Source organism: Barnesiella sp. B2-R-119 (genome assembly GCF_023656675.1).
GTDB classification, from domain to species: Bacteria; Bacteroidota; Bacteroidia; order Bacteroidales; family Barnesiellaceae; genus Barnesiella; species Barnesiella intestinihominis.
The window spans coordinates 225859-244196 of the sequence record NZ_JAMOKL010000003.1; the positions used below are offsets into that span (position 1 = coordinate 225859).

Genomic DNA, 18338 nt, shown 5'->3' on the forward strand with positions numbered 1-18338 from the left:
AGTTTAACAAAAGAATCTACTTTACCGACCTATCAATACCTTTTTGGTAAATACCTTATCCTCAGTATGCACCTTTACGAGATAAACTCCTTTCTCATCTACCGACAAAGAAGCCCGACCACCGTCGAAACTGCCTTCTTTAAGGATTTGTCCGAGCGAATTATAGACCCAATAATCGGTAGAAGAAGACTGCTCGATAACGATATGTTTGTCAAGAGCATAAACCTTCCCCACCGGCTCGGCGCTCTCAGGGGTCTCGATAGCGGTAGTACCATCGGCATATTTCGACAGAGTCATGCGGTCTATATTAGGGCCATACTCCGAATTATTCCCGATTTCCACCGTATTGCTTGCCGTGTGATCGAGGTCTACCCATATAGTTTTATGGGCCAAATTACCGCCGCTCGTTCCTCCTGTACCGACAAATGAGACCTCTTGCCAAGAATCCATATTACCGTTCATCTTTACATAGGCCGTACAAGGGGCATCGGACATATAGTAAACGGTCATCGCATAAGTGCCCGATTCAGGGACTTTTACATCGTTGAAAGTAATGGAACGTCCATTTCCTATCGAAGCCACATATTTCCCACCCGAGCACAAACTATCTGTATCGGTCTTAACCGGTACACCGAACGGAATCGTATTGCCATCGGCCTCAGCCTCATATTTCATGAAAATAGGTTTAGGAAGTTGCGAAGACGTAGAGAACAAAACAGCCGCTCCCCCATGTTTTAACAAATCGATCGACACCGTATCTTTCGATGTCAAATTTCCTTTCCATTCGAATTGAATTTCCGACGGACATTCACCATCTTTATAAATGTACGCATTGTATCGTTCACCGGAGGATAAAAACGAAAGAGGAACGGACACGGTGCGGGCATCGTGTGTCAGCGAAGCGAAATACCACTCATTGCCTTTGCAGCGTACGATACTTACATATTCGTCGGGAACAGCTTCAAGGCAGCGGGTATCGTCCCATGCAGCCGGTACAGTCTTTAAAAATTCCCGGGCAATGTTATATTCGATATTTTCGGGAGCGTCGCCGATATGTTGTACTCCCGATTCAAAAACTACCGATAAAGCCAACTGGTGCGCTGCTGTCGTCTTTTGATGGATGCACCCGTTTTTATCGGCAAAATCTACCGGGACATAATCGGTCGACCCGATAGCCCCTCGGATAATCGCCGAGTTTATATTGTGGATATCGGGAAAAGTCGTAAAAACCGTATTCTCCAACACGGCCTCAGATGTCAGCAAATGCGGCCATGTTCTCCTCAAACCGGTCGGTTTAGTACAGGCATGTAAATTAAGTAACAACTGCTTTTCGGCCGTTACCTTCAAAAGCAAATCGTATTTCTTCATCATAGCCTGATCGTCACTTTCCCAAAAATCGACTTTCAACCCTTTAACTCCTTGTGCCTTCCAATTCTGTACCATAGAAGCCATCGCCGACTCATCGGAAGGAAGCGAGTTTTGATTCACCCATACGAACACTCCCACCGATTTGGAGGATGCATAATCCACTACCTCTTTCAACGAAACACCGTTCTGCTCCCAGCATTTGTCCAATGTGAAATATTCCCAACCTTGCTGTTTAGCCCAATCTATATATTTCTTAATGTTACTCATGCTAAGATAATCGGAGTGGAAGTCTTCTCCGCCGAAATTCCATACAGCACGTCCGGGTTTTACCCACGACAGATTAGTCAAGGCCGTTTTATCGTTCAAATTTTCCAATATAACCGACTCTGCTATCGATTCTAAGGAACCCACCATGAGAACTCTCCACGGCGTATACAAGGGAAGGGTAGCAGCGACATTCCCAACCAGCCGGTAACCGTAGGCTTTCGTCTCTTCATTCACAAACAACGAGCTTCCACAATAATTCCCATTGACCATCGCTTCGGTCAACAACAGATAATCGCTTCCCGTATGAACCAGCAATGGCAACGGGGTATATAGTTCACATGCCATAAATTCTGTATCGTTCTCTTCATAAAGAGCCTGATTATTTTTGGTATATTGCTGTGAATAAACTTTTTCCTGTCTTACCGGCAAACATTCGCTATTTTCGGCATAAACCGAAATGTCTCCGCTACCGAGAATCGCATAGCGGTAAGCCACGCCATCGTCATACACCCGAAAAATAAATTGTACGGTATGTCCGTCTTTATTACATGAAACTGTCGCCTCTTTATATGTATTATCATATCGACTGCGCTTTCCCGACGGTAAGCTATACGAATCGTCCACCAAACGTTCGGTAAAAGAGGGTTCGCTCAATCCCGTTGAAAAATCGCCTACCGAAGTGGTAATTCCCAAAGCCGATTTTTCCACAATAGAGGTAACCCCTTTCACAACCTTATAATACAAAGCATCGTTATCGCTCACGACAACAAGTTTTATAGAATCGGAGGGAGAGACGGTTTCTCCGACGACAGTCTCACCCCATACCGGGCAGGCTCCTGCCATCATCGCGCCGACCAAAAGACCATATATACATTTATTTTTCATTGTCAATATTTACTTCCTGTTTCTACAATAAAGCTACTTCACGATTACTTTTTGCACGACTCGTTCTTGCTGTACAATTACCCCCACCAGATAAGCACCGGGCGGAACAGGTATTCTATTCACACGACCTGCTATTTCACTCTCGTACACAATTTGGCCGGACAAGTTCACTACTTTACAAAATCCATCGGAATCCATAGTAATTACAATTTCGCGATTCTGCGTAGCGACATCGATTCCTTCGGCTACCGGTTTTGTAACAGAAGACGGTTTGTCACTGCCGAACAGTTGCCATTTCAAAAGCTGAAAAGAATCGGCTCCGTTATTTTCGATCGTCCTCAAACGATAGCCTTTATATAATTTAGTACCATTTACTGCAAATTTCATAGTTGCATACCGGCAAGGGAATACAAATCCATTGACTTCGCTTACGGCTTCCCAGTCTTTGTCAAAGCCTTCGACAACCCAACTCTTAGGGTCTCTCTCGGGATAATCCTGACACGAAGTCAACGTATAATAGTCCAATCGATACGGTTTATCTAGTTCTACCTCGACATTGAATACCGGGCTTTCGTCACTATAATACTTCCGTTCCATATCCCGGTCGAAAAGATTAAAATATCTTTCATCGGCAATCGTAAAGGCTCCGAGCGGAGAACCTATCACATTGGAAAAGACATCGACATTTTCGGTAATATCTGCCGGAAAATTTTTATGATCGGCCGATTCATAATAAGGTATCCCGAACAATTGTATTTCCCCGACATTCCGCCCTTTCGTATCGATACGATAATATCGGGCTGCCTTGCCTGCATCTGCATGAGGTTGACGGTTTATCGTAAACAAGGTAGCCGCACTATAACGGGTAGAGGCCCCGGAAGTCAATTGCGAGTAATTTCTCCCGTCAACCGAATATTCAAGGCTCCATGAATCGACATTTTGAGATGTAACTTCTCCCTCGGAAAATAGATAACCTGTAATCAAACAAAGGTCTGTACAGGTAATATATATGTAATCCGAAGAACCCTGTAAATCATAAGCCGTGTATTCATCGTTATCATTCAGAGCAGACCCGGAAATATCTTTTCCGTTAATCGTGATTACAGCATTGTCGGTAAGGTCATAAGCATAAGCTGCCTTCATCTTTTCGGGCTTCGGCATTTTAACCTCGGTCTCCCAGATTTCAAATTTATCTATATTAGGGCCACCGCCATTGTAAGGTGTGATTTTTATCGTATTATCGCCCTTATCGAGATAAATATACGAAAGCATCATACCGACCGGAGGGCGGTTCCAATCTTCTGTCGTCTCCGTCATACCTATCACCACCGGTGCATAAAATCCCGTTTGAACGGCTATGGAACGAATGAACATACTCGTGTAATAGGTACGGAACTCATAAGTGCCTTCCTTATCGACATAGACATTCCTAAACAAAATCTCGGACCCACTGTCGTTGTCCCCTACATAGGCATCTCCCGAATATCCATTCACATATTTGACCTTTACCGGAGGTGTGAGAACCGCATCCTCTGCTTCCAACACTAAAAGCGGATTTTGAGCGCACAAGCCGACAGCAGGCAACAAAGAGAGTAGTAAAATCTTAATTTTTTTCATTCCTTCGCAAATACAATTAAGCATAAGAACCACTTAGAATCTTTCCTAAACCAAAGACTCCAACAAGGATACTTCACAGTCGAAAAGGATAGAGAAACAACCGTTGTCTGAACAATATCTGTACTTACACGAGTTTTTCATGTTGGTAACATTCCAAGGGTTTTACATATCTATGACACAAAAAACATCATACACCCTTATACCAAATGAAAAAAAATTTTACTACCACAAATAGCTGTACTGATCGCCTAAAAATTTTTTGATTTTTTTCAAGGCCGTGGTTATCTGACCCTCAACGGTTTTTACCGAAATATTCAACCTCCGAGCTATTTCCTGATTCGTAAGATTCTCACTTCGGCTAAGCAAAAAAATGTTCCGACATTTGTCCGGTAAAGAAAAAACAGCCTCCTGAATCAAACGATATAATTCCTCGGTTTCAAGAGTAGACACACTGGTATTGATCGTAGAGACTTCCACTCCGTCGAGACCTACCGTCTCTTTCTTTTTTCTCAATTCATTCAAACACTTATTTTTCGCTGCTTGGAACAAATAGGCTTTCAGTGAAAGCTGTATCTGAAATGTCTCTCTGTTTTCCCATAAATAAATAAAAATATCCATCGCCAACTCTTCTGCCACATTCTTATCGTCCAAATGGAGATATATGAAACGGCACAAAGGAGTAAAATATGTTTCAAATAAAGATTTGAATGCATCCTCATTTCCTTCACGAATCTGCCTAAGCAATGATATGTCATTAGTGATATTCGCTACCATTATTTATTACAGGAAAACTATGCAAAGAAAATAATATTATTCAAGATAAAAAAAATAATATTCACAGCAAAAATAAAAAAATATAAAAGCCTCGAAAGATTTCTACTTATTGATTACAAAGTAATTATAAAATGGATATCTATACCAATCAGACATTTTTTCTTTTTTATTATCTACACATATAAGGGTCAAGCCCGATTTTTGTGTCTAAGTAATTGAAATCTTAAAATTCCATCAAACATGAATAATAATCTTCCGTGGGATATAATCATCGCTAAATTCGAAGGAATCTCCCTATCAGAAGAAGAGCAATCGCAGCTACAAAACTGGCTAGCGGCCGATAACAAAAACAAACTTCTTTTCGATGAACTGAAAACCCTTTGGGATAGCATCCAAGCAAAATCTGCCAACTACAATCCCGATGTAGATTATTATTGGAAAAAATTCCAAGCCTATATTCACAAAGACACTATACAGAAAGAACCTATAAAGGTAAAAAAGATTGTTCCCCGGTTACATTTCGGCAAGAAACTAAACCGCATTGCCGCAGCTATCAGTTTATTATTAATCGTTTCGGGGATAGGGTATTATTTCTTTTCCAGCAACAAATCTTTGAACAGAGAGACAATTGTCCAAACTTATTCGACAATTACAGGAAAATCGAAATTCATACTTCCCGATGGTAGTGAAGTATGGTTAAATTCACATTCGAAGCTGGAATACAAAAATCTTCATGCCGACATGCGAGAAGTCGAATTGAAAGGCGAGGCTTTTTTTAAAGTTCAGCACGATGAAAGGCCGTTCATTGTCAAGACCAGCGACATAGCGGTAAAAGTACATGGTACACAATTCAACGTAAGCGCCTACCATACTGACGAAAAATCGGTAGTGAGCCTATACGAAGGTTCGGTATCGATGCATGTATTGGGCGACGATAGCTCGAACTGTTATCTGAAACCGGGGGAAGAAGGCTCTCTCGATAAAAAAGACAAAACAATTCGGGTTGAAAAAGGAGACGTAGAATTTGCAAAAATGTGGACTAACGAAAAAGTCAAACTGGAAAACAAAAATCTTCATGAAGTTTGCAAATATCTTTCCAAATGGTATAACGTGAACATCATCATCGACCCGGCTTTGCCCGACGATCAATCTTACACGTTTACCCTCCATGACCAAAGTCTCGAAGATATCATTCGTATCATGTCGAACATATCTTCGATAAACTACTACTTTACAGAAGACAACACATTAATGATAACCCTTTAACACATTATTGCCTATGACTATACATTAAAGACAAACCACCTATGTAGAATGAATGATTAAAAATTTTTATTCTTAAACCCAAAAACAAAAAAAAGAAAGAGAACTTATTAAGTTAACTTTAATATACCCATGATATGAATCTAAAGAAAAAATTGGCTGTATTTCTAGCCATTTTATTCTCCTTGAACTTGTTTGCTCAAGCACCGGGAGAAACCATAACAATTTCTTTTCAAAACATTCCATTATCCGAGGCTATCAAAAAAATAGAAAGTGTAAGTAAATACACGTTCTTTTACGATGCCTTAAAATTGAATGTCGATCAAAAAGTATCGCTGAACGCCCAAAAGACACCTATTCAACAAGCAATATCCCAAATGCTTGGAAATTCGGGTATTAAATTTGAAATTAAACAGTCTCAAATCATCTTATATAACAAAAACGTATCCTCTGATGAAAAAAAGATTTCCATACGAGGAAACGTTACAGATGTCAACGGCGAGCCGCTTATCGGTGTAACCGTCTCGGTAAAGGACAATCCCTCTATCGTGACTATCACCAATGTAGATGGTATCTATGACATAAAAGTGCCCGATAAAAGTGCCATACTACAATTCAAATACATCGGGTTCGCTTCTCGTGAAGAAGCCGTGAATAGCCGGAAAATTATCAATGTGGTGTTACAAGACGCAGCGACCCAACTCGAAGACGTCGTAGTCGTTGGATACGGAGTACAGAAGAAAGCATCGGTAGTCGCAGCTATCACCAGTGTGAAACCTCAACAATTACAAGTAGGGACGACTCGTTCGTTGAGCAACGACCTCGCTGGTAACATCGGGGGTATCATCGCCGTTCAACGTTCCGGTGAACCGGGTTATGACAACTCCGAATTCTGGATTCGCGGTATGAGCTCTTTCAAGGGCAGCAACTCCCCGCTCGTACTTGTCGATGGTGTAGAACGCTCCTTGAACAACCTCGATATTTCGGAAATAGAATCGTTCTCGGTACTGAAAGATGCTTCGGCAAGTGCCGTGTACGGTGTACGTGGTGCGAATGGTGTAATCCTTATTACAACCAAACGAGGACATTCCGGTAAGACGAACATCAACGTATCGGTAGAACACTCTATCACTCGTCCGGCCAAATTACCCTCGTTCCTCAATGCGGCAGATTACCTTACGCTCTTGAACAATATCAATATCCAAGAGACGGGGACAGAACTTTATTCGCCGGAACTAATAGATAAATACCGCAGCGGATACGATACCGAACTATATCCCGATATAGATTGGATAGATGCAATTACAAAAGACGTCGCTCACAACACGAGGGCCTCGTTCGACCTTTCAGGAGGTAACGAGAAATTGCGTTACTCTTTCGTCGGCGCATACTATAACGAAGCAGGTATTACCGAGAGCGACAAAACTCAAAACTGGAACTCCAATATCTCGGTGAATCGATTCAACTTGCGTACCAACGTAGACATGAACGTCACCTCCTCTACATTATTGACATTCAACATCGGCGGATACCTTCAACAGAGAAACGCACCGAAAGACGGTATCGACGATATTTTCGGCGCTGCATTCAAAGCTACGCCGTACATGGTTCCGCTGATTTATGAAAACGGGGCCCTTCCCAAACCTCGTGAAAATGAAAACCCGTGGGCCAAACTGACACAATCGGGTTTCAAACGTGAGGCAGAAAGTAAACTGGAAACCTTGTTCGCCGTGGAACAAGACTTAAAATGTATCTTACCCGGTTTGAAAATAAAAGGTATATTCTCTTACGACTACTATTCACGAAACGGAGTAAACCGGGGCAAAGCTCCCCGTTACTATTCGCCGGCCACGCAACGCGACCCGGTGACCGGAGAGTTAATACTGACGGTTCTGAGCGAAGGAGACGAATTCTTGGGCTACGAAAGATGGGAAGACTATGGCAATTATAACACCTACTTAGAAGGAAATATCACCTACGACCAACGATTCGGAAATCACTCGGTAAGCGCATTGTTGTTGTACAACCAACGCAACTACGACGACGGTGACCAAGTGCCCTATCGTACACAAGGTTTCGCCGGCCGTGCGGCATATACATACGCCGACCGCTATATCGCAGAGTTCAACTTCGGTTATAACGGTTCCGAGAACTTTGCAAAAGGCAACCGTTTCGGTTTCTTCCCGTCTATCGCTGCGGGCTGGATTGTTTCGGAGGAAGAATTCATGCGTCCGGTACAAAACTACATCAATAAATTAAAACTGAGAGCTTCTTACGGTTTGGCCGGGAACGACCGCTTTTATAACGACGACGGTTCTCAAAAACGTTTTGCCTATATCACTACTATCGGCACGACCGACGGATACAAGTGGGGTAATTCCAATGCATTCTACGATAAAGGCGGTTTGCGCGAAGGTGATCCCGGTGTTGAGTCCCTGACTTGGGAAACCGTGAAAAAAGCCAACGTCGGAATCGAATTGGGTTTGTTCAAAATGGCCGAATTGCAAGTAGACTTCTTCCATGAAAGAAGAGAAGACATCTTCATGCAACGAAAGAACATTCCGTCATCGGCCGGCTTCCCCTCCGCTCCGTGGGCGAACTACGGTATCGTGACAAACAAAGGTTTCGATATTTCATTGGATTTGAACAAACAAATCAACAAAGACTGGTTTATTTCGGCTCGGGCAAGTGTTACCTACGCCAAGAACAAAATCATAGAACAAGACGAAGATTTAGGTGTACTCGGCACTTACCGTTCGAGTACCGGCAAACCGGTAGGCCAGATATTCGGTTTGGTTAACGACGGCTTATATACCGAAGCCGATTTCGAAGACGTAACGACCGGTAAGCTGAAACCGGGACTACCGGTTCCAAAATTCTCGGATAGAGTTTATCCCGGAGATATAAAATACGTGGATTTCAACGGTGACGGAGAAATCACAGAAACCGATAAAACCGCCATCGGAGGTACGGTCAATCCCGAACTCGTATATGGTTTCGGTATTAACCTGAGCTATAAAAATATCGATTTCGGGGCTTTCTTTCAAGGAAACGGCCGCACCTATCGTATCATCGGAGAAAACCAAAAGAACTTCTTACCCGGTTCTACTATCGGTGCCGAAGGTAACATATTTACCAATGCCTCGGATGCATGGACAGTCGACAACCCCAGTCAAGACGTATTCTATCCGAGACTCCACATGGGCTACAACGCCAACAACGCCCAAGTATCGGATTGGTGGTTGAAAGATATGAGTATGTTGCGGTTGAAAAATGTAGAATTGGGATATTCATTCTCAAAAAATCTTATCAAAAAAGCTGCAATGGAGTATGCCCGTATATTCGTTCGCGGAACAAATCTTTTGCAGTTCTCCAAGTTCGACCTGTGGGACCCCGAACTGAATACCAGCAACGGTTTGAAATACCCCATCATGGCCACTTATTCTATCGGACTACAAGTAAGATTCTAAACCTATTAATATAAAAATTATGAAACATACAATCGTTAGATATACATTAGCTATCATCGGTCTGTTTTCGGTCACTTCCTGTACCGATTATCTGGACAATGCTCCCGACGATATTTTAACATTGGATATGGTATTCAACAGTAAGAACCGTACCGAGGAATGGTTGGCCGGTATCTATGACGGAATCCCCGACCCCTACACGCCCATGATGCGTAATTACGATGCCTATGCCGATGATTTCTCGCCTTCGCAAGACTGGCGGGCATTCTCCGACTGGGATTGTATCGACAAAATCTTAGGTAACTGGACTCCCCAAAGCGAGTGGAAGGGGAATTTTTGGAGCGACTTTCCGGTGAGAATACGCGAGGCTTACATTTTCTTAGACAACGTCAAGGCTCTGCCCGAGCAAGAGGTCTATCAAGCCGATGTGGACAACATGAAGGCCGAGGCACGTTTCTTGATTGCCTACTACTATTATCTGTTGGTGAATACCTACGGAGCCATACCGTTCCAAACCTCACTGGTCGACATGAACGACCCCATCGACAAGATATTGATAGGACAAACACCTTACGACCAAATAATCGATTGGCTCGATAAAGAGTTCAAAGCCGTATCGGAACTGTTACCACCCTCTTATACCGAAGAACGTAAATACGGACGAGCAACCTCGGTGATGGCGTTGGCTATCCGTGCCCGTATGCTTCTTTTTGCTGCAAGTCCGTTGGTAAACGGGAACGATGACCCCGATTATGCCGCTTATACGAACAATAAAGGTGAAGCAATCTTCAACTCTACCTACGACCCCAAGAAATGGGAACGTGCGGTAAACGCTTGCAAAGATCTTTTGACCGAGGCCGAAGGCAACGGTTATGCCTTGTACAAAGAGTATAACGGAGATGGTTCGATCGACCCCTTCATGTCCTATTCCAATATGTGTTACAAAGAATTCAATCAAGGTAACAAGGAAATTCTGTTCGCCCGTCCCGATGTAAGTTACGACCTTTACTCTCAACACTCGGTTCCCCGCGGATCCCGTGGACAAGGCGGTTTGGGAGTTACTCAGGAATTGGTCGATGCGTTCTTCATGAGCAACGGTCTGCCCGCTATCACAGGGTATGAGCCCAACGGCGAGCCTATCATCAACAAAGCCTCGGGATACAATGAAAGCGGATTCTCTACCCAGCCCGATGTCAGAAAGACCAAATGGATCGAAGGAGACAAAGATGCCAAAGAATCCAACACCGAAAATACAATCGCTCCGGCCGGAACATTCAACATGTATGTCAATCGCGAGCCTCGTTTCTATGTATCGGTGCTTTACAACGGTGCTTGGTATCGTCAATCGAGCCGTTATGTGGATTTCTATTACGAAGGAGAAGACGGCCGGCCCGCGTCCGGTTCTTTATGGGATGCTCCGCAAACAGGTTATCTGTTGAGAAAACGCGTACACCCCGAAACGAATATCCTCAACTACTCCATTCCCTATCGTCCCGGTATTATCTGCCGGTTGGCAGAAGCCTATCTGAACTATGCCGAAGCTCTCAACGAATGGGCTCCCGAGCAAACCGACGAGATACTGAAATACGTGAACCTCGTAAGAGAGCGCGCAGGTATCCCCCAATATGGAACAGGGAAAGACAGCAACGGATTAGACAAAATCCCCGCACCGGCCGATCAGACCGCTATGCGTGAAGCGATTCGTCGCGAACGTCGGGTTGAGTTCAACTGCGAATATGCGATCCGTTTCGATGATATCCGCCGTTGGAAACAAATCGATATTCTGCGCGGTGACTTCTACGGCATGAACAAGTTCGGGACAGAAAAAAGCTGCGACAAGAACAACGAGAATGCCTACTTCAAACGTCGCGTCGAAATCACACGCGCTTTCAGCGAAAAGAACTATTGGTTCCCCATTCATCAAAATCAATTGGACAAGAACCCCAACCTCAGACAATTACCCAAATGGTAAATTCAATTTTGAAATCTAAAAGTATAAATGTATGAAAACGATATATCATATATTATTCTCACTTCTGTTCGTACTGGCTTTTGTCGGCTGCGACGATGACGACGATAAAGTCATAGAGCGGAATCAATTGAAATTGACAGCCTCCGCCCAGTCGGCGACTCTTACTCCGGATGCGACAGACGACAAGATTATTTCGTTCTCTTGGAACGAAGCGACCAGTTTAGGGGCAGACTACACTTTCTCCTATCTGTTTCAAATAGATATAGCAGACAACAACTTTCAGTCGGCAACCGATGTCCGCACATTCGGACCCAATGAATCGATCAGCTACTCATCGGCCGAACTGTACGACCTTATTGTAGAAAAATGGGGAAAGACAGCCGGAGAAGCAGTCTATGTGGAGGCTCGGGTAGCCGCCAAAGTGGAAGGTCCCAAATTCAAATATCCCGAAATAGCGACCACGAAAGTGCAAATAACCACTTATAAGCCTACATCGCAACCGCTCTATATTACGGGTACGGCTACGACCGGCGGTACGGATCTGAATGCCGCTGAGAAAATAACCGAACTATCTAACGGTCGTCTGTATAATTGGAGAGGCCAGTTGAAACAAGGCGGATTCAAATTCATCACCACGCTGGGGCAAGCCTTGCCTTCTTACAACAAAGGAGCGGACAACAGCTCTGTCGTAAAACGTACGAGCGAAACGGAAGCAGACGACCTCTTCCAGATAAACGAGGCTGGATTGTATTACATCTACCTATCGCTTAAAGATATGACTATCTCATACAAGAAACTTCTATATGAAAACTTATATCTTGTAGGTAATGCGACTGCTGCCGGTTGGGATATAGAAAAGATTATCGCCATGACTCCCGATAACTTGAATCCTAACATCTTTACTTACCAGGGGGCTTTGCAAGAGGGAGAATTAAAAATCCTCGCCCAAAGGAAGTTCGACGGAACCACGTTCAAGCCACTTGTCGAAAACGGGTCTATCGAAAGTACCGATGTACAAGTGACCCCGGGAGAACAGCCCGACTACAAGTGGAAAATAACCGCCGAGCAAGCAGGTCTTTACAAGATCACGCTCGATACGGAAAAAATGGAAATCAAATTTGAAAAGCAGTAATCATGATCGCGCTACTATTCGGAAAATTCCGAATAGTAGCGTCGACCAATGAATCTCGTCAAATTCGTTAAAACATCACACAACTCATCATGAAAAAAAATTTATTAGCACTCGCTTTCCTTGTAGGACTACTGACCTGCTGTAAAAGCGAAGATGCTCCCATCAAACCCGTGAAACCCACTGATCCGGGAAGTATCAATAAGGAGTACATGTCGCGAGCCGAAACGACTTTTGCCAATATTTTCAAATATTATTGGAGCGACAAAGTGCGAATGATGTTCGGCTCATATCCCAATACATTGGGAACTCCTCAAGAACCTTCCAGCCCCGACTATGACAGTCATGCTTACTTATGGGGATTGGGCAGCGTCGTCTCAGCTTTCAACGCTATCGTACAAAATACCGATAACGTAGATTTCCGAATGACCTACGAAAGCCGGTTGAAAGAGACACTGCTCAAATACTACAATACGACAAAAGAACCCATGTGTTTCGGCTGTTTTGTCAACCCTCACGATCAACGTCTATACGACGATGCTATTTGGGTGGGTATAGATTTAGCGGATCTTTACAGCAAAACCAAAGATAGCTGGTATCTCGACTATGCAAAAAGCGTATGGAATTTCGTACTCTCCGGGAAAGACGATGAACTCGGAGGCGGAGTTTATTGGGACGAAAATGCCAAAGACTCCAAAAACACTTGTTCCAACGCTCCGGCTGTGGTTCTCGCTTTGAAACTCTATCAAATCACCAACGATGCAGCGTACTTGGAGAACGGTAAAGATATTTACAAATGGACAAAATCGAAATTACAAGACCCCTCCGACTACCTCTACTGGGATTGCATCAAAACGAGCGGTAAAATCGAAACCAGCAAGTTCTCCTACAACTCGGGACAAATGATGCAAGCAGCTGTGTTGCTCTACAATGCGACAGGCGAGGAACAATATCTCACCGATGCCAAATTGCTAGCAGAGGCTTGCTATAATTATTTCTTCGAAAACTTCATATCCAACTCGTCGGGAGAGCAATTCCGCATTCTTAAAGACGGAAGTCGCTGGTTCAATGCGATCATGGTCCGCGGATTCCTCGAACTGAACAAAGTCGAGAGCAATGGGACTTATATGATCGCCATACGCAAATCGGTCGACCACGCATGGAAATACACCCGGGATGCCGAGACCGGACTTTTCTTCAAACAATTCAGCGGGAACGACATAACGGACAACCCGGGAGATATTCTTGCACAAGGAGCTATGGTTGAATTATTCGCAAAATTAGCAGTTAACTAATAATTAAAATTTTTATCCATGAAATTAAACGGAATTATAGTCGCTTTATGCTCGGTCGGAATCCTCAATGCACATGCCGAAAACGTAGCTATCGCCAAATCTTCTCTCGTGGGAGACGGGATAGTAGAATTCGTTCCGCAAGGATTCGACCAAACGAAAACCCCCTCTTTAATTCTTAAAGAAGAACCCACGGCAAAAGGGTCTGTACCCTCCGATTGGGAATTATATCCACAATTCACCGTCGTGGACGGAAAAGCCAATGCCTCATTGAGCCTGACCGGTGAAATAAGTCTGTATGGCGGTGGCGAAGTTACCGGGCCTCTATTGAGAAACGGCCAATACATAAAACTCTGGAACACCGATACAGGAGCCTACGGCGTCGATGGCGGTAAACGACTGTATCAATCACATCCGTGGGTATTGGGTGTGAGAAGAGACGGTAGCGCTTTCGGTATTTTGTTCGATAGTAGCTGGAAATCGGAACTACATACCAATTCCGACAAAATCGAATTTAACACAGAAGGAGCTCTATTCCGCATTTACATCATCGACAGGGAATCACCCAAAGATGTCCTCAAAGGCCTTGCCGAATTGACCGGGACCATCACGATGCCTGCCCGTTGGACTCTGGGCTACCATCAATGTCGTTTCTCCTACGGTAGCGAGCAGAAAGTACGGGAAATCGCAGACAATTTCCGTAGCAGAAATATCCCTTGCGACGCTATCTGGATGGACATCGATTACATGGACGGCTACCGTATTTTCACATTCAACGAAACTAATTTCCCCGACCCCAAAGCCTTGAATGAGGAACTTCATCAAAAAGGATTCAAAGCCGTATATATGATCGATCCCGGAGCCAAAGTGGACAAAAACTACCACGTTTACCAATCGGGAACAGAAAACGATGTGTGGGTAAAACGCCCCAACGGTGAAATTTACGAAGGTAAAGTATGGCCGGGATATTGCGCATTCCCCGACTTTACCATGCCCAAAGCCCGTGAATGGTGGTCCAATTTGTATAAAGATTTCTTGGCATTGGGAATCGACGGCGTATGGAACGACATGAATGAGCCGGCCGTTACCGACGACGATATTCCCGAAGAAAACCGTATTGGAACCATGCCTTACGATACTCCTCACCGAGGAGGCGGCAATTTACCCGCCGGCCCTCACCTGCTCTACCACAACGCCTACGGTCGTCTTATGGTCGAAGCCTCGTATGAAGGGATTATGAAAGTCAACCCCGAAAAACGCCCCTTCCTTCTTACGCGTGCCGGCTTACTGGGTTATCAACGATATGCAGCAACTTGGACAGGTGACAACTGGGCCGGTTGGGATCACTTGAAACTTTCCGTACCTATGTCTATTACATTAGGCCTTTCAGGTCAAGCATTCAACGGTCCCGATATCGGAGGATTCTTAAATAATACGGATGCCGATTTATGGGCTCATTGGTTGGGATTCGGAGTATTTTTACCTTTTGCCAGAGGTCATGCTTGTGCAGGAACCAACGACAAAGAACCGTGGGCTTTCGGCGAGGCCATAGAAAACACCTCTCGTATTGCCCTCGAACGTCGTTACCGATTGCTTCCCTATTTCTACACGTTGTTCTACGAAGCTCACAAGACAGGTGTTCCGGTTATGGAACCTGTATTTTTCGCCGACCCCAAAGACCTGAGATTGCGCAGCGAGCAACAGGCTTTCCTATTGGGAGACAATGTCCTTGTTATTCCCGCTTTCGCCGAGAATCCCGTATTGCCTTACGGAATTTGGGAAAATATGACACTGATCGATGGAGAATACAGCGATAAGTACCAAGCCAAATTGAAAATCAAAGGCGGAAGCATCGTTCCGGTCGGAAAGGTTATACAAAGCACCACCGAAAATTCGTTCGAACCTCTTACTCTTTTTGTATGCCTCGATGAGAACGGAAAAGCTCACGGTCAACTCTATTGGGATGCCGGAGACGGCTGGAATTTCCAATGCGGAGATTATAGCTTGATGACATTCTCTGCCGAGAAGAAAAACAATCAAGTAAAAGTCTCTCTCGCTTCCAAAGAGGGTAAACGTAAAATAGAGAAAGAAATCAAAGCTCTGAATGTAGAATTAATGATGAACGGGAAAGTATATAAAGGTTCCGGTTCGTTGAAAAAAGGTGTAACAATAAATCTTTAAAAAATGAAGAGAGTGCATCGGTCGATGCACTCTCTCTTTACTAAAACTTTTTTATCATGAAAAACAGATATTCCATCTGGCGACTAATGTCGTTAGGAGCTGCTTTAATGACAGCTCCGTGGCTACAAGCCCAAGACGTGCTTGTAACGCTCGAAGCAGAAAAGGGAATAATCACACTGCCTGCAAAAGTAAAACCTGTCGACGGTAGTACCGTAGAAGGAATCTCGGGCGGTAAATATGTAGGTGATAACGACCCCGGTAGCTCCATAGTTTTTAACGATATTGAAGTGCCCGAAGCCGGGACTTATGAATTCAAGACTTATTACATGAGTATGCAGAATAGGTCTATTGCCGTTAAAGTCAATAACTATTCCGAATACATATCGACGGTCTCCAATACGACACCGGGTTGGGACGTACCTCCCACAAACAAAATGAGTACCTATATCTACATGGATAAAGGGAAAAATACGATAAAAATTACTCCTATGGGAAGCGGTGGCCCTAATATGGATAAATTCGAAATCATTACAACCGACGTAGAGCTTCCGAAACCGGGAGAGTTTCCTATCGTTCTCGAAGCCGAAACCGCTCAATTATTCGGAAACCTGAAAGTAAAACCTACCGACGGTTCTTCCGTTGCCGGTCTATCGGGAGGCAAATATATCGGAGACTTCGACTTAGCCGCTAACTCCTATTTACGGTTCAACAACGTCGAGATACCCGAAGCCGGGACTTACGAATTGAAAGTCTATTCGATGGGGTCGAGCCGAGCTCTCACCATCAAGGTCAACCACTATCAAAAGAGTATCATTCGTACGAAAGACTCCCCCAACTGGGACAATGCCCCTACCTCAATGGTATCTACCTTGATATATCTCGATAAGGGAACAAACACCCTGACTTTCGGACTACACGAGGACAATGGCCCCAATATCGATAAATTCGAGATATGTACAACGACCGAAGAAATAGATAAACCAGAAGTCGAGAAAATCGCTTACTCGTATGATTTTACCGACGAGGCCGAAATTTCTTCTACACAAGAAAATTCTACGCTGAGCTTGTTGACCGATAATGATGAATACACTTATTATGTTCCCGAGACATCGAATGTAGAAATCGTAGCCAAATGCCAGCAACCGGTACTCTTGACGGGATTTTTACTCTCAGCAGGTATCGACAGTGAAATCGACGTTGACACTTGGAAATTATATGCTTCGGCCAATGGCTCTACATGGAAAGAAATTTCTTACGATAAAGTAACCGATCTCGACGGAGCCCACCTATATGAAATAACCCGATATCCGGGAACCGCAGCAGCAGACGCCGCACAATATTACAAATTAGCGGCAACCCACGAAAATCTCGAAATTGCAGAATGGCAATTGTTCGGTCTGCCCTATGTCGCTTCGGGAGACAAAAATTTTCCGACTGACCTGACTGAAAATATCGATGTTCACTCCAATGTATCGGCATATCCTATCGGAGAATCGGGTGATAATTTCTCCGAAGAATTTTACAATCTGTTCGACCGGAACATGAACACCAAATATTATGCACATGAAGCAACGAGTTTTTATGTAGAAATAGATTTGGAAAAGCCCTATACGATCGAATCTTATGCCCTTACAAACGCTCATGATTATCCCGACCGGGATCCTCGCAAATGGATTTTAAATGCTTATAACGAAGAATTGGGCTGGGTAGAACTCGACCGTCAGACAGACACATACTTCCCCACCCGGTATTCTACTTTGAAATATAACGTAAACTCGTCCACGGGATTCACCAAAGTCATGCTCGACGTAGAAGCTAATAATGGAGCAAAAGACATTCAACTCCTTAAATTCCAAATCTTCGGTAAAGAATTTAACGGAGCCGGCATCAACGCCGCCCAGGACAAAACACTTTCCATCATTGCGGATCAAGGGAAAATCATTATTTCTCAAACAGAGGGCAAACCGGTAAACTACACGGTATATAACCTGTCGGGAACAGTGATCGAACAAGGTACGACTGATGTTTCATACCGAGAAATCGTACTGAATGCCGGAGCATACATTGTATCGGCTAATGACGGAAGTAAAAATAAAATAGAAAAACTAATTGTTAAATAA

Annotated in this window: 10 protein-coding genes; 7 read left to right on the plus strand and 3 right to left on the minus strand. The window is 44.0% G+C overall.

Annotation, left to right across the window (positions count from 1 at the left end; genetic code table 11):
• Positions 1-21: 21 nt before the first annotated feature.
• From NBH06_RS07365 to NBH06_RS07375, 3 genes are all read right to left on the minus strand, one after another.
• A complete protein-coding gene (locus tag NBH06_RS07365) occupies positions 22-2520 on the minus strand; it encodes a glycoside hydrolase family 97 N-terminal domain-containing protein (protein WP_008862617.1) in 2499 nt (832 codons plus the stop codon).
• A gap of 33 nt (positions 2521-2553) precedes the next feature.
• A complete protein-coding gene (locus tag NBH06_RS07370; RefSeq protein WP_250793560.1) occupies positions 2554-4137 on the minus strand; it encodes a T9SS type A sorting domain-containing protein in 1584 nt (527 codons plus the stop codon).
• Positions 4138-4359: 222 nt separating this feature from the next.
• The gene (locus NBH06_RS07375) at positions 4360-4911 is read right to left on the minus strand and encodes an RNA polymerase sigma-70 factor (protein ID WP_008862619.1); all 552 of its coding nucleotides are present in this window, start codon (positions 4909-4911) and stop codon (positions 4360-4362) included.
• Positions 4912-5151: 240 nt separating this feature from the next.
• Between NBH06_RS07375 and NBH06_RS07380 the strand changes: the two genes are divergently transcribed.
• The 7 genes from NBH06_RS07380 to NBH06_RS07410 all read left to right on the plus strand — a co-directional run bounded on the left by NBH06_RS07380 (position 5152) and on the right by NBH06_RS07410 (position 18338).
• The gene (locus tag NBH06_RS07380; RefSeq protein WP_195329521.1) at positions 5152-6177 is read left to right on the plus strand and encodes a FecR family protein; all 1026 of its coding nucleotides are present in this window, start codon (positions 5152-5154) and stop codon (positions 6175-6177) included.
• A gap of 134 nt (positions 6178-6311) precedes the next feature.
• Positions 6312-9644, plus strand: coding sequence for a TonB-dependent receptor (locus tag NBH06_RS07385; RefSeq protein ID WP_250793563.1), 3333 nt, complete (start codon positions 6312-6314; stop codon positions 9642-9644).
• A gap of 19 nt (positions 9645-9663) precedes the next feature.
• The gene (locus NBH06_RS07390) at positions 9664-11616 is read left to right on the plus strand and encodes a RagB/SusD family nutrient uptake outer membrane protein (RefSeq protein WP_008862622.1); all 1953 of its coding nucleotides are present in this window, start codon (positions 9664-9666) and stop codon (positions 11614-11616) included.
• Positions 11617-11647: 31 nt separating this feature from the next.
• A complete protein-coding gene (locus NBH06_RS07395) occupies positions 11648-12748 on the plus strand; it encodes a SusE domain-containing protein (RefSeq protein WP_008862623.1) in 1101 nt (366 codons plus the stop codon).
• 89 nt (positions 12749-12837) lie between these two features.
• The gene (locus NBH06_RS07400) at positions 12838-14040 is read left to right on the plus strand and encodes a glycoside hydrolase family 76 protein (RefSeq protein WP_195555014.1); all 1203 of its coding nucleotides are present in this window, start codon (positions 12838-12840) and stop codon (positions 14038-14040) included.
• 18 nt (positions 14041-14058) lie between these two features.
• The gene (locus tag NBH06_RS07405) at positions 14059-16218 is read left to right on the plus strand and encodes a TIM-barrel domain-containing protein (RefSeq protein ID WP_195329515.1); all 2160 of its coding nucleotides are present in this window, start codon (positions 14059-14061) and stop codon (positions 16216-16218) included.
• A 56-nt stretch (positions 16219-16274) separates the two neighbouring features.
• On the plus strand, positions 16275-18338 hold the full coding sequence (locus NBH06_RS07410) for a T9SS type A sorting domain-containing protein (protein ID WP_250793565.1): 2064 nt from the start codon (positions 16275-16277) through the stop codon (positions 18336-18338).